Source organism: Angustibacter luteus, from assembly GCF_039541115.1.
GTDB classification, from domain to species: Bacteria; Actinomycetota; Actinomycetes; order Actinomycetales; family Angustibacteraceae; genus Angustibacter; species Angustibacter luteus.
This window is the reverse complement of the sequence record NZ_BAABFP010000005.1, coordinates 767366-781094: the sequence shown is the minus strand read 5'-3', so window position 1 is coordinate 781094 and position 13729 is coordinate 767366. Positions and strand designations below refer to the sequence as shown.

General features: G+C 71.9%; 10 protein-coding genes. 8 read left to right on the top strand and 2 right to left on the bottom strand.

The annotated features are described in order from the left end of the window. Positions 1–44: 44 nt before the first annotated feature. Both ABEB17_RS12840 and ABEB17_RS12835 read right to left on the bottom strand, forming a co-directional pair. The gene (locus ABEB17_RS12840; protein ID WP_345717083.1) at positions 45–1349 is read right to left on the bottom strand and encodes a DUF1501 domain-containing protein; all 1305 of its coding nucleotides are present in this window, start codon (positions 1347–1349) and stop codon (positions 45–47) included. Positions 1350–1363: 14 nt separating this feature from the next. Continuing rightward, positions 1364–2938 carry a DUF1800 domain-containing protein gene (locus tag ABEB17_RS12835; RefSeq protein ID WP_345717082.1) on the bottom strand — a complete coding sequence of 525 codons (1575 nt, stop codon included), beginning with the start codon at positions 2936–2938 and terminating at the stop codon, positions 1364–1366. Between the two features lie 183 nt (positions 2939–3121). Between ABEB17_RS12835 and ABEB17_RS12830 the strand changes: the two genes are divergently transcribed. The 8 genes from ABEB17_RS12830 to ABEB17_RS12795 all read left to right on the top strand — a co-directional run bounded on the left by ABEB17_RS12830 (position 3122) and on the right by ABEB17_RS12795 (position 13727). After that, entirely contained in the window at positions 3122–5623 is a 2502-nt protein-coding gene (locus ABEB17_RS12830) for a DEAD/DEAH box helicase (RefSeq protein WP_345717081.1), read from the top strand. A gap of 59 nt (positions 5624–5682) precedes the next feature. Continuing rightward, positions 5683–6828 (top strand): ROK family transcriptional regulator, encoded by a 1146-nt coding sequence (locus ABEB17_RS12825; RefSeq protein ID WP_345717080.1) that lies wholly within the window; start codon positions 5683–5685, stop codon positions 6826–6828. Positions 6829–6916: 88 nt separating this feature from the next. Next, on the top strand, positions 6917–8191 hold the full coding sequence (locus ABEB17_RS12820; protein ID WP_345717079.1) for an extracellular solute-binding protein: 1275 nt from the start codon (positions 6917–6919) through the stop codon (positions 8189–8191). Positions 8192–8299: 108 nt separating this feature from the next. Continuing rightward, positions 8300–9211 carry a carbohydrate ABC transporter permease gene (locus tag ABEB17_RS12815; RefSeq protein WP_345717078.1) on the top strand — a complete coding sequence of 304 codons (912 nt, stop codon included), beginning with the start codon at positions 8300–8302 and terminating at the stop codon, positions 9209–9211. Then, positions 9208–10134: a carbohydrate ABC transporter permease gene (locus tag ABEB17_RS12810; RefSeq protein WP_345717077.1), complete on the top strand. Its 927-nt coding sequence runs from the start codon at positions 9208–9210 to the stop codon at positions 10132–10134. The genes ABEB17_RS12815 and ABEB17_RS12810 overlap by 4 nt, the downstream gene beginning before the upstream one ends. Before the next feature lies 1 nt (position 10135). After that, the gene (locus tag ABEB17_RS12805; protein ID WP_345717076.1) at positions 10136–11578 is read left to right on the top strand and encodes a glycoside hydrolase family 3 protein; all 1443 of its coding nucleotides are present in this window, start codon (positions 10136–10138) and stop codon (positions 11576–11578) included. Continuing rightward, positions 11575–12582 (top strand): ROK family protein, encoded by a 1008-nt coding sequence (locus ABEB17_RS12800; protein ID WP_345717075.1) that lies wholly within the window; start codon positions 11575–11577, stop codon positions 12580–12582. The genes ABEB17_RS12805 and ABEB17_RS12800 overlap by 4 nt, the downstream gene beginning before the upstream one ends. Continuing rightward, positions 12579–13727, top strand: coding sequence for an N-acetylglucosamine-6-phosphate deacetylase (locus ABEB17_RS12795; protein ID WP_345717074.1), 1149 nt, complete (start codon positions 12579–12581; stop codon positions 13725–13727). Before ABEB17_RS12800 ends, ABEB17_RS12795 begins: the two co-directional genes overlap by 4 nt. Positions 13728–13729 lie beyond the last annotated feature (2 nt).

Sequence of the window (13729 nt, the reverse complement as noted above, 5' to 3'; positions counted from 1 at the left end):
CTGGCGCCCAGCGCGCCGGACGAGCTGGTGGTGGAGCGCGCCGGTCAGCCGGCTGGCTTGGTGGTGCCGAGCGGCGTGCCGGTCCAACCGGGGAACACGGTCCGCGCCTCGTCGAGGGTCGCGCCGCAACGGTTCACCAGGACGTCGGCCAGCACGGCCCGGTAGTCCGTGGTGGCCCGCAGGTCACCCTGCACCAGGTTGTCCGCGGACAACCCCGGCCAGGTGCCGTGCACCTGGCCACCCTGGACCCCGCCGCCGAACATCAGCATCGCGTTGCCCCAGCCGTGGTCCACGCCGTTGGACGCGTTCTCGCTGGTGCGCCGACCGAACTCGCTCATGGTGACCAGGGTGACCCGCGCGAGGTCGTCACCCAGGTCGGTGCCGAACGCCGCGAGCGAGCCGCCGAGGTCGGCGAGCTTGTCGTGCATCCAGCCCTTGCCGACGGTGCCCAGGCCGGCGTGCATGTCCCAGTCGCCCTCGTCGATGGTCAGCACGGCCACGGCCTGCGGCGACTTGATCAGGTGGGCCGCGTCCTTGAAGGCCTTGCCGAGGTCGCTGTTCGGGTAGCTCGCCCCGTTGGCGGGCTGGTAGCCGTCGTTCGCGAGGTCGGCGGCGCTGGCCAGGCCGGCGACCGTCGATCGGGCCGGGTCCCCGACCGTCGGGGTGGCGGAGGCGTGCAGCTGGGTCAGCGCGGCGCTCCACCGCGCCCGGTCGGCGCTGCTGGAGGCACCGCTCAGGGCGAAGTCCGCGATCGAGCGCATGCTCACCTCGGGGTTCGGGCCGGCCAGCGAGCGGGGTGAGCGGCCCCCGATGGTGGTGGCCCGGAACGGGGCCTGGGCGACCGGCTCCGGATGCAGGCCGAGCGTGCGGTCCAGCCACCCCGTGCGGATGCTCGAACCGGCTGCGGCACGCTCGATCTCCTCCATGGCCGAGAAGTGCGATCGGTTGGGGCTGGTCATCCCCGCGGCGTGCACCACCCCGAAGGTCCCGTTGTCCCAGAACGGCTTCAGTGCGGACAGCGCGGGGTGCAGCCCGAACCGCGAGTCCAGGGCGATGGTGCTGGCCTGCGGGACGGCGATGCTCGGCCGGGCCTTGTAGTAGTCCGGGTCACCGACCGGCACGACAGCACTCAGCCCGTCGAAGCCGCCGCGCAGGAACATCACCAGCAGCACGTCGGTGCCGGCCGACGTGGACGCGTCGGCGTAGCGCACGGTGAGGTGCTCCGAGACAGCCAGTGCCGCGCCCACCCCGAGCACGCCGGTGAGCAGGCTGCGGCGCGAGAGCCGGTGCGCTCGACGGCCCTCCTCGCAGCCGCTGCAGTCGGTGCTCGGCAGTTCGGACTGGTTCATGGCGTCCCTCGTGGTCATCGGTAGAGCTGGTACGGGGAGTCGAGGAGCAGGCTGACCCACTCGGCCAGGCGCCAGGTGACGGCGGCGGAGTCCGCCCGCAGCGGGCTGGTCGCGGTGACCCCGAGGAAGGTGAGCACGGCCGTGCGGTCCGCGGCGGCCAGCGTCCGGCCGAACAGCTTCGTGGCCACGGCGTCCACCAGGGGGCCGTGGGTCGTGGGCAGCGCCGCCGGGTGCACGAAGGTCAGCAGGTTCGGCCGCGTCAGGGTCGTCGGCCACCAGCCGGCGGTCAGCGACCTGGTGAAGTTCCAGCGCTCGAGCGTTGCCGAGGTCGAGCCCCAGGCGGCCGAGGCCAGCGGATAGCCGTCCGGCGTCGGCCAGTTCATCGGCGACTGCCCGGCCTCGCCCATCGCGTAGACCAGCGCCTTCACGCCCTCGTAGCCGGTGGCGTCGATGCCGAGACCGAGGCTGCGCACGTTGGCGACGGTGGCCTCCAGCGGGCGCCGGGTGACCGCGCCCCAGCTGGCCCGGAACTCCGCGGACAGGAACATCATCCGCAGCACCGGGGCGATGGCCGTGTCGTTCTTGAGGTAGGTGGTCACCATGCGTGAGACCAGCGCCGGCGGCGGGGTCTCGGCGACGAAGTACTGGGCCAGCTTCGTGCACACCCGGCGCGCGGTCGCCGGGTGGTGCGCGAGGTAGGTGAGCATCGACCGGGCCACGGCCAGCCCGGCCGGGCGGCTGTTGTTCACGCTCTTCCAGCCGAGGACCTTGACCGCCCCGGTCCAGTGGTACCAGGGCTTGTACTCGAACTCGCCGGACTCGTTCTCCACGCTGAGCCCGGTGAGCACCCGGGTGCTGTTCAGGACGTCGGTCTCGGTGTAGTTCCCGACGCCGAGCGTGTGCAACTCGAGCAGCTCACGGCCCTGGTTCTCGTTGGGGTGCGCCTTCCGGCTGGACCGGTTGTCCAAGAACGTGAGCATGGCGGGGTGCTGGCTCGCCGCCAGCAGCAGGTCGGAGTACTTGCCGAGGGCCTTGGTGCGGATCGTGTACTGGTAGTGGGCCCGGGACTCGTCGACCCCGTCGGACATGACGGCCACGTTGAGGTGGTTGGTCCAGAAGTCCGTCATCACCGCCTGCAGCTGGCGCGAGGACCAGCACAGCCGGGCCACGTGCTCGCACTGGATCTGGAACTTGTGCTCCCAGCCCTTGAGGCCGCCCTCCTCCAGCAGGCTGCGGACCTGCCAGATCGGCATGGACTGCTTGGCGAACCGGGTCGCGATGCGCTCGAACGTGGCGTCGTTGAGCCGCGCGGGGTTGAGCTGGTAGTCGAGCCACTTCGCGGCGCCCAGCCGGGTGATCGACGCGACCAGGGCTGGTGTCGCACCCCCGGTGGTCCGCTGGGCGAGCAGGGTGGCCTGGGTCCGGTTCACGTAGTAGCTACCGGTGGTCGGCGGCGCGGCCTGGGCCGGTGCGGCGGTGGCTAGGGTGCCGACCGCGCTCGCCGCGGCGCCGGCACCGGCGACCGCGAGCAGCAGGGCACGCCGGCCCACCGGGTTCTGGTCAAGCTCGAGCACGACGTCGTCGGTCACGGGTGTCCACCCCTCGCACGGCCGCGGTCGCGAGCCGAGATCCTGACGGTCCGTCGTCCAGCGGTGACCCGAACTTGACCGTTGTCCCACGAATGGCCGAAACGTCACCCGTGCGGGTCAGACTAGGGCGACCGGCCGCCCGCCGAATACTCCCGCTCGCGGACCGGGCACGATGGGGGACCGATGCTGCTCACCGACCTGGTTCCCGAGGCGCCCGACGCCGACTCCCTCTACGACGCCTTCACCACCTGGACGTCGGAGCAAGGGATCGAGCTGTACCCGGCGCAGGACGAGGCCCTGATCGAGATCCTCAGCGGCAGCCACGTGATCCTGTCGACCCCGACCGGCTCCGGGAAGTCGCTGGTGGCTACGGGCGCGCACTTCGCGGCGCTGGCCACCGGTCGGCGCAGCTACTACACGGCGCCCATCAAGGCGCTGGTCAGCGAGAAGTTCTTCGCCCTGTGCCAGCAGTTCGGCTCCGCCAACGTGGGCATGGTGACCGGTGACGCAGCCGTCAACGCCGGCGCTCCCATCATCGCCTGCACCGCCGAGGTGCTCGCCAACCTCGCGCTGCGCGAGGGCGAGTACGCGAACATCGGCCAGGTCGTGATGGACGAGTTCCACTTCTACGGCGACCCGCAGCGCGGCTGGGCCTGGCAGGTGCCGATCATCGAGCTCCCGCAGGTGCAGTTCGTGCTCATGTCGGCGACCTTGGGCGACGTCACGTTCTTTGCCGGCGACCTGACCCGCCGGACCGGCCTGGCGACGTCCGTGGTGTCGGGCACCGAGCGCCCGGTCCCACTCAGCCACAGCTACGTCCTGACGCCCCTGCACGAGACCCTGGACGAGCTGCTGACCACCCGGCAGAGCCCGGTCTACGTCGTGCACTTCACCCAGGCTGCCGCGCTGGAGCGGGCGCAGGCGCTGATGAGCACCAACGTGGCGACCCGTGAGCAGAAGGACGCGATCGCCGCGCACATCGGGGCGTTCCGGTTCACCTCCGGCTTCGGCAAGACGCTGTCGCGGCTGGTGCGGCACGGGATCGGGGTTCACCACGCCGGGATGCTGCCGCGGTACCGCCGGCTCGTCGAGCAGCTCGCCCAGGCGGGTCTGCTCAAGGTCATCTGCGGTACGGACACGTTGGGCGTCGGCATCAACGTGCCGATCCGGACGGTGGTCCTGACCGGCCTGACGAAGTACGACGGTCACCGCCAGCGCCGGTTGAACGCCCGCGAGTTCCACCAGATCGCCGGCCGCGCCGGCCGGGCCGGCTACGACACCAGCGGGTACGTGATCGTCGAGGCACCCGAGCACGTCATCGAGAACGAGCGCGCCCTGGCCAAGGCGGGCGACGACCCGAAGAAGCGCCGCAAGGTGCAGCGCAAGAAGGCACCGGAGGGCCAGGTCACCTGGTCGCAGGAGACGTTCGAGCGCCTGGTGGAGGCCGAGCCGGAGCCGCTGAAGAGCCGGCTGCGGATCACGCACTCGTTGGTCCTGAACGTGATCAGCCGCCCGGGGGACACCCTGTCGCACTTCCGGCACCTGCTGCGGGACAACCACGAGGCCGGCCCGCAGCAGCTGCGGCACGTGCGGCAGACCGTGGCGATCTACCGGGCGCTGCTGGCGGCGGGGGTGGTGGAGCAGCTCGCGCAGCCGGACGAGACCGGGCGACGGGCCCGCCTGACCGTCGACCTGCAGGTCGACTTCGCCCTCAACCAGCCGTTGTCCACCTTCGCCCTGGCCGCCTTGGAGCTGCTGGACGTCGAGGCGCCGACGTACGCGCTCGATGTGCTCTCGGTGCTGGAGGCGACGCTGGACGACCCGCGGCAGGTCCTGCTCGCGCAGCAGTTCCAGGCTCGCGGCGAGGCCGTCGCCCAGATGAAGGCCGACGGCATCGAGTACGAGGAGCGGATGGACCTCCTGGAGGAGGTCACCTGGCCCAAGCCGCTCGCCGAGCTCCTGGAGCACGCGTTCGCGACGTACAGCGCCGGGCACCCGTGGGTCGCGGACTACGAGCTGTCCCCGAAGTCCGTCGTCCGGGACATGCACGAGCGCGCCCTCGGCTTCGGCGAGCTGATCAACCTCTACGGCCTGTCCCGGTCCGAGGGGCTGGTGCTGCGCTACCTGGCCGACGCCTACAAGGCGTTGCGCCGCACCGTGCCCGAGGCCATGCGCAGCGAGGCGATCGTCGACCTGACCGAGTGGCTGGGCGAGATCGTCCGGCAGACCGACTCGAGCCTGCTCGACGAGTGGGAGCAGCTCGTCGACCCGAACCGCCCGGACGCGCCGGCCCAGGTGGACGCCGCGCCCCGACCGCTGACCGCCAACACCCGAGCCTTCACGGTGCTGGTGCGCAACGCGCTCTTCCGGCGGGTCGAGCTGGCTGCCCTGCGCCGCTGGGGCGACCTGGGCGCCCTCGACGAGGGGGCCGGCTGGGACGCCGAGCGCTGGCGCGCGGCCCTCGACCCGTACTTCGACGACCATGACGACATCGGCACCGGGCCCGACGCGCGCGGTCCGCAGCTGCTCCAGGTCGAGAAGACGTCGGCGACCTGGCGGGTCCGGCAGGTCCTGGACGACCCGGCGGGGGACCACGACTGGAGCATCGAGGCGGACGTCGACCTCGCGGCGTCCGACGAGGCGGGCACCGCCGTGGTCACTCTGCGGAACGTGTCCCTCTCGTGATCCACAGAATTTGTTAGACCCCTTGACAGATTATTTGCGAGGAGTCTTTACTAACCCCCGTGACGCTCCCCAGCACGCGGTCCGGACTGCGCCGGAACCTGCGCCCGACGGCGAAGGTGCTGCCCGAGCACGCCCGCAGTCACAACCGGTCGCTGGTCCTGCAGTCGCTGTTCCACGCCGGGCCGTCCTCGCGGGCCGACCTCAGCCGTGAGACGGGGCTGACCCGGGTCACGATCAGCGACCTGGTCTCCGAGCTCATGTCCGACGGGCTGCTCAGCGAGCTCGGGGCGAAGCCGGGAAGCCGGGTCGGCAAGCCGGCCACCCTCGTGGGGCTGCGCAGCGAGGCGAACCACATCCTGGCCGTCGACCTGTCCGACGAGGATCGGCTCTGCGGAGCGGTGGTGGATCTCAGCGGCGCCATCCTGGAGCGTCGGGACGTGGCCCTGGAGGGCCGTACCGGCGACGCCGCCGTCGCGCTGGTCGTGGACCTGTGCCGCGACCTGCTCGCGCTGACGGACCGTCCCCTGCTCGGGGTCGGCGTCGCCACCCCCGGCCTGGTCGACGAGGACGGCGTCGTCCTGCAGGCACCCAACCTCGGCTGGACGGCGCTGCCGCTCGCACAGGTCCTGGGAAACGCCCTGAACCTGCCCGTGCACGTGGCGAACGACGCGAACACCGCGGCGTTGGGGGAGTTCACCTTCGGGGACGCCGGGGAGCACGGCCTGATGCTGGTCCGGGTCGGCAAGGGTGTCGGCGCCGGCCTGCTCATCGAGGGGATGCTGCTCGCCGGTCAGCACCTGGCGGCCGGCGAGATCGGCCACATGACCATCGACGAGCGCGGCGAGCAGTGCGCCTGCGGGCGCACGGGCTGCCTCGAGACGATCCTGTCCGCCCCCGCCCTGCGGCACGCGCTCGAGGGCCTGGACGACGCGGCCGCGCGCAAGGTGCTGACCCGCGCCGGTCGGTACCTCGGGACGACCATCGCCCCGATCATCAGCGCCCTCGATCTGCGCGAGGTCGTGCTCAGTGGTCCGGCCGAGCTCCTCGGCGGCCCGCTGCTCGACACCGCGCTCGGCGTCCTGCGACGCCGGTGCATGCCCGTGGTCGGCGAGGACGTCGACCTCCGTCTCCCCGCGCTCGGCGAGGACGTCGTCCTCACCGGTGCCGCGGTTCTCGTGTTGTCCGGTCAGCTCGGGGTTTCCTGACCCGCGCTGTGCACCACCAGGTAAGGCGCCAGCAGTGCCCAGGCGATCGCCGTCCGGCGTTCGCTCACATCAGTGCAGGAGGATCCACGTGAAGCACATCCGGTCTGCCGCAGTCGTTCTGGCTGCGGCGGTGGCCCTGACCGCCTGTGGCAGCTCGACGGACTCGTCCGACGACGCGGCCACCGCGGGAGGCAAGACGAAGGTCCGGCTCTGGCTCGTCGGTACCGACACGCCCCAGGCGGCTCGGGACTACGCCAAGGCCACGTTCGAGAAGGAGAACCCCAAGGCCGAGCTCGTCATCGAGCAGCAGGTCTGGGACGGTCTCGTCGACAAGCTGACCACCTCGCTGTCGGGCAGCGACAGCCCGGACGTCGTCGAGGTCGGCAACACCCAGGCGGTCGCGTTCACGTCGGCCGGCGCCTTCAAGGACATCAGTGACAAGAAGGCCGAGCTCGGCGGCGACGACCTGCTCTCGGGCTTCGTCGACGCGGGCAGCTACGACGGCAAGCTCTACGCCGCGCCCTACTACGCCGGCTCGCGCCTGGTGTTCTACCGCAAGGACCTGCTGAAGAAGGCCGGCCTCGAGGTGCCCACCACGCTGAACGACTACATCGCGGCCGGCACCAAGCTCAAGGCCCAGAGCACGAAGAAGCCGTTCTCGGGCATCTACTTCCCGGGTCAGGACTGGCGCAACGCGCTGCCCTACATCTGGTCCGCGGGCGGCGACCTCGCCGTGCAGAAGGACGGCAAGTGGCAGGGCTCCCTGTCCACGCCGGAGTCCGTGGCCGGCCTCAAGCAGGTCCAGCAGGTCATGGCGAACGCGTCCGGTGCGGCCAAGGACGGCAACGAGACGGACCCGCAGGTTCCTTACTGCGCCAACCAGATCGGCATGCTGTCCGCGCCGGGCTGGGTCAAGGGCTCGATCCTGGACCCGAAGGCCGGCTGCCCCAAGGCCGAGGCGAACCTGGGCGTCTTCGCGCTCCCGGGTGCCAGTGCCGGTCAGACCGCTCCGGTCTTCCTCGGTGGCTCGAACATCGCGATCGCCGCGAAGTCCAAGCACCAGGACCTGGCCTACGGCCTGATGAAGGTGCTGCTGAGCGACGGCTACCAGACCGAGATGGCCAAGGCCGGCCTGATCCCGGCCAAGAAGTCGCTGTTCCCCGCCCTGGGCACGGACGACGTCGCCAAGGCCATCGGCCAGGCCGCCAGCAACACCAAGAGCACCCCGGCCGCTCCGGGCTGGGCGAACGTCGAGTCCGACAAGATCCTCGAGGACCTGTTCGTCCAGATCGCCAAGGGTGGCGACGTGCAGCAGCTGGCGACCGCGGCGGACGCCAAGATCACGGCGGCGCTGAACCGCTGACCGTCGTCCGGCAGCTCCACCTGAACAGCACGACCTGAACAGCACGAGCCCTTCGCGATGATGGGCTCCGACCGAGGAGACACCATCCATCGCACCAGGGAGGCAAGGGTGAGCGGCGCCGTCGCAGCTCGCATCAAGCGCCGTTCACCCTTGCCCTACCTGTTCCTCGCGCCGACCTTCGTCCTGCTGGTCGTCCTCACCGGCTACCCGCTGGTGCGGCTGCTGGTGATGTCGACGCAAAAGTACGGACGGGCGCAGGTGTTCGGCGCCCCACCGGAGTTCGTGGGGCTCGCCAACTACCGCGCGGTGCTGACGGACCCCACCTTCTGGACGGTCCTGGCCCGCAGCGCCGTGTTCTGCGTGGTCAACGTGGCGATCACGATGGCACTGGGCATGCTGGTCGCCCTGCTGCTCACCAAGCTCGGCAAGTTCATGCGGCTCACCGTCACGGTCGGTCTGCTGCTGGCCTGGGCCATGCCCGCCCTGACGGCGATCGTCATCTGGGGCTGGATGTTCGACACCCAGTACGGCGTCCTGAACTGGCTGCTCAGCGCCGCCGGGATGAACATGCTCGGCCACTCGTGGCTGATCCAGCCCATCTCCTTCTTCTTCGTGGCCACGGTGGTCATCACCTGGCAGTCGATCCCGTTCGTGGCCTTCACGCTCTACGCGGGTCTGACCCAGGTGCCCGAGGAGCTGATCGAGGCCGCTGAGCTAGACGGCGCCTCGGCGTTCCAGCGCTTCCGGCTCATCACCTACCCGCTGCTGCGCCCCGTCATCATGCTGCTGACGATGCTGTCGGTGATCTGGGACCTACGGGTCTTCACCCAGATCTTCGCCCTGCAGGACGCCGGCGGCATCACGGCCAAGACCAGCACGATCGGCGTGTACATCTACCAGCTCGGTGTCGCGCAGGGCCGGTTCGACACCGGCAGCGCCATCGCCGTGATCCTCGTGGTCATCATGCTGGCCGTCTCGTTCGTCTACGTGCGACAGGTCATCCAGGAGGACGTGTCATGAGTGCCGCGCTCGACTTCCCGGCGAGCCCGCTGGAGGGTGTCGCCCGCGCCTCGCAGCGCTCGGTGGCCGCTGGTCGGGGCCGGACCCGCAAGCGTGTGCAGCGGGTGCTGTTCACGGTGGCCGGTCTCGTGGTCTTCGTCGTCTCGGTCTTCCCGGTGTACTGGATGGTCAGCACGGCCCTGCTGCCCAACCGCAAGATCCGCAGCGTCGACCCGACGTTCGCCCCGATCTCGCCGACGCTGGACAACTTCCGCACGGTGCTCAAGCGCGACACCCAGTTCCCGTTCCTGGACGCCCTGCGGGTGAGCCTGTCGGTGACGACCGTCGCGGTGGCCGTGGCCCTGGTGATCGGACTGCTCGCCGCGCTGGCCATCACCCGGTTCACGTTCCTCGGCCGGCGTGGCTTCATCTTCCTGATCATCGCCATCCAGATGCTGCCCGGCGAGGCGATGATCATCTCGCTCTTCCGCCTGCTCGACGGCTGGCACCTGACGAACACGGTGCTTGGCCTGTCCGCCGTCTACGTGGCGGCGGTCCTTCCCTTCACCATCTGGACCCTGCGAGGCTTCGTGGCAGGCATCCCGGTCGAGCTGGAGGAGGCCGCCATGATCGACGGCTGCTCGCGGCTGCGCTCGTTCCGTTCCATCACGCTGCCGCTGATCGGGCCGGGCCTCGTCGCGACGGGCGTGTTCGCGTTCATCCAGGCGTGGAACGAGTTCGTCCTGGCCCTGGTGCTGATGAACCGCCCGGACCACCTCACGCTGCCGGTGTGGCTGCGCTCCTTCCGCCAGGTCAACAGCGGCACCGACTGGGGGGCGATCATGGCCGGCTCGACGCTGATGACGATCCCGGTCATCGTGTTCTTCCTGTTCGTCCAGGGACGGATGGCCTCGGGGCTGGTCTCCGGCGCGGTGAAGGGCTGACGTGGACGACGTGAGAGGGATCGCGGCCCGGGTCCTGCTGGCCTCGTTCGACGGTCCGACGCTGCCCGGCTGGGCGCGGCGGCGGCTCGAGCAGGGCCTCGGTGGGATCTGCCTGTACGGCACCAACATCGTGGACCGCCCGCAGATCGCCGCGCTGAACCGCGCGGTGCACGAGGCGAACCCGCGCGCGATCACCTCGCTGGACGAGGAGGGCGGCGACGTCACCCGGCTCTACTACCTCGAGGGCAGCCCGCACGCCGGGCACGCCGTGCTCGGCCGGGTGGACGACGTCGACCTCACCCGCGCGGTGGCCGCGGACGTCGGCACGCAGCTGCTCGAGCACGGCGTCGACCTCGACCTCGGTCCTGTCGCCGACGTGAACTCGACCCCGGACAACCCGGTCATCGGCGTGCGCAGCTTCGGCGCGGACCCCGTCCTGGTCGGACGGCACGTCGCAGCCTGGGTCGAGGGCGTGCAGAGCGCCGGGTCGGGGGCCTGCCTGAAGCACTTCCCCGGGCACGGCGACACCACCGCCGACTCGCACCTGGCGCTGCCCACGGTCGACCAGCCCATGTCGGTCCTGCGCGCCCGCGAGCTCGCCCCGTTCGCCAGCGGCATCCGGGCCGGTGCGCTGGCCGTGATGACCTCGCACGTCGTGCTGCCGGCCGTCGAGCCAGACGTCCCCGCGACGTTCAGCGCCGCCGCGACCCGGCTGCTCCGCGACGAGCTCGGCTTCGACGGGTTGCTGGTCAGCGATGCGCTCGACATGGTCGGCGCGAGCGGTGGTCGGGGCATCCCCGCTGCCGCGGTGCTCGCGCTGAAGGCCGGCGTCGACCTGCTCTGCCTCGGCTCGTCCTTCACCGACGAGCGGGTCCAGGACGTGCAGGACGCGATCGTCGCTGCCGTGGACGCGGGTGACCTGCCCCGCGAGCGGCTCGTCGAGGCGGCCGGGCGGGTGGACCGGGCGGTCGAGCAGGTGGCCGCGCTGCGGGCGGCGTCGACTTCCGCTCCGCAGCCCGAGGCGAGCCGGCGGGCGGCCCTCGAGGCCGTCGACGGCGCGCTGGGGCTCGACCGCTCGCTGCGCGGTGCGCAGGTCCTGCGCTTGGTCACCGGCACGAACGAGGCGGTCGGGCACGCCCCCTGGGGGCTACCCGCCGCGGGCCTGGTCCTGGGCGGGACGCCGGTCCGCGACGTCGTCCGCGGCGACGAGCCGTGGCACGACCTCGGCCCCGAGCCGGTCGTGGTCCTGGTCCGCGACGGGCACCGGCACGCCTGGGCCGAGCAGGTCATCGAGCAGGTCCTGCGCCGCCGACCGGACGCCGTCGTGGTCGAGATGGGCTGGCCGGCGCAGGACCCCAGCGAGCAGGGCCGGTTGCGCACCTGGGGTGCGAGCGCGGCCAGCTCGGCTGCGCTCGACGAGCTGCTCGCGGGGGTCGCTCCGTGACCGCAGACCTCTACGCCGGGGTCGACATCGGGGGATCCAAGGCGCTCGCGGTGGTCGTGGACGCCGCGAACCGGGTGGTCGGGCAGGTCCGGCTGCCCACCCGGCGCGGCGCCGAGGGCGTCGTCACGACCGCCGTCGAGGCGGTGCGCCAGGCCGCTGCCATGGCCGGCACCGCGCCGTCCCAGCTGCGCGGCGTCGGCGTCGGCATCCCGGGCCTGGTGCACCCGACCAACGGCTCGGTCTCGCACGCGGTCAACCTCGACCTCGGCGCCGACCCGGTGCACCTCGCCGCGGCGCTGGAGCACCGGCTGGCCGTACCCGTGGCCGTCGAGAACGACGTGAACGCGGTTGCGGTCGGCGCGCACCGGCTGGCCGGCTCGGCGCACGCCGACCTGGCCGTGCTCAGCATCGGCACCGGCCTCGCGGCCGGCATCGTGGTGGACGGCCAGCTGCACCGCGGGTCGCGGGGGGCGGCGGGGGAGATCGGGCACATCCCGGTGGACCCGGCCGGCGCCTGGTGCTCCTGCGGGCAGCGCGGCTGCCTCGAGACGGTGGCGTCGGGCTCTGCGCTGTCCGCGGCCTGGCGTGCCACCGGCACACCCGCGGCCAGCGGCGGGTCGGTGTGGTCGGCAGCGGCCGCCGGGAACGCGCAGGCCGTCGAGGCGGTCCGGACATTTGGTGGTGGTGTCGCCGCCGCGGTCCGGTTGCTCGTCCTGGCCTGGGACGTCGAGAGCGTGCTGCTGGCCGGTGGGGTGACCGAGGTGGGTCAGCCGTTGCTGGCGGCCGTGCGCCGCGAGCTCGTGGCCGCCGAGAAGCAGTCGCCCCTGCTCGCCGCGATGCGCCTGTCGGAGCGGGTGTCGCTGCTGCCCACGCAGTCGCCGGTGGCTGCGGTCGGGGCGGCGGTGCTGGCCCGCGAGAGCCTGGTCTCGCCCCCCGTCGCCGGTTCCGCGGTCGCCGCCTCGTCGGTCGCCGTGTCGGAGACGACGGCCCAGGAGGTGTCGTGAGCGGCGCCCGCCGGCTGGGCGTCGCGCGCGCCGTCGTGGACGACGTCCTGGTGCCCGGTGACGTCGAGGTGACGGACGGCCGGGTGACTGCCGTCGGTCTGCCGCCGGCGGCCACCGGCACCGCGGTTCCCGGGTTGGTCGACCTGCAGGTCAACGGGTACGGCGGCGTGGACCTGCTGGACGCCGACGAGGACGGCTGGGCGCGCGCCGCTCAGGCGCTGGCTCGCGACGGCGTCACCGCGTTCGTGGCGAACCTCGTCACGGCCGCACCGGAGCGCACTGCCGCGGCCCTGCGGCACGTGGACGTCCGGGCCCGGGGCGAGGCCGCGACCCCGAGGCAGCGGCCGGACGCTCCGGCGACGGCACGACTGCTCGGCGCCGCTCTCGAGGGGCCGTTCCTCTCACCGCAGCGGGCCGGGGTGCACGCGCCCGAGCACCTCCGCGCGCCCGCGGTGGACGAGCTGCGTGCCCTGGTGGGGGAGTCCGCGGTGGTGGGGCTCACCCTCGCGCCCGACCTGCCGGATGCCGTCGACGTGGTCCGCTGGGCGGCCGCGCACGGTCTGCTGGTCTCGTTGGGGCACAGCGCCTGCAGTGCGGCCGACGCCCACGCGGCGTTCGACGCCGGCGCCCGCACCGTGACCCACCTCTTCAACGCGATGGCCCCGTTGGCCGCCCGTGAGCCCGGCCTGGCCGGTGCTGCGCTGAGCCGCCCGGACGTCGTCGTCCAGCTGATCTGCGACGGCGTGCACCTGGCCGACGAGACGTTGCGGGTGGCACTGGCAGCCGCCTGCGGTGGCTGGATCCTGGTGACCGACGCGATGGCCGCAGCGGGTCAGGGTGACGGGGACTACGAGCTGGGCGGACGCACCGTGACCGTGCGGGCGGGAGTGGCCCGGGACGCGGACGGGGTGATCGCCGGCAGCATCACGACGTTGGCTGGGTCGATCCGCGAGGCCGTCCGGGTCGGCGCCGACGAGCTCACCGCGATCCGGGCCGCGACCACCGGACCGGCGCGCCTGCTGGGCTGCGAGCAGCGAGGAGTTGAGCTGGGTCGGCTGCGGCCCGGCGACCCTGCGGACCTCGTCGTGCTGGACGACGCACTGGAGGTCGGCCGAGTCCTGACCGACGGCGTGGAGGTGGTCTGACC

Bases quoted from the DNA above. Each gene is read 5' to 3' on its own strand.
- ABEB17_RS12840 (WP_345717083.1), bottom strand. From the start codon at position 1,349: ATGAACCAGTCCGAACTGCCGAGCACCGACTGCAGCGGCTGCGAGGAG.
- ABEB17_RS12830 (WP_345717081.1), top strand. From the start codon at position 3,122: ATGCTGCTCACCGACCTGGTTCCCGAGGCGCCCGACGCCGACTCCCTC.
- ABEB17_RS12810 (WP_345717077.1), top strand. From the start codon at position 9,208: ATGAGTGCCGCGCTCGACTTCCCGGCGAGCCCGCTGGAGGGTGTCGCC.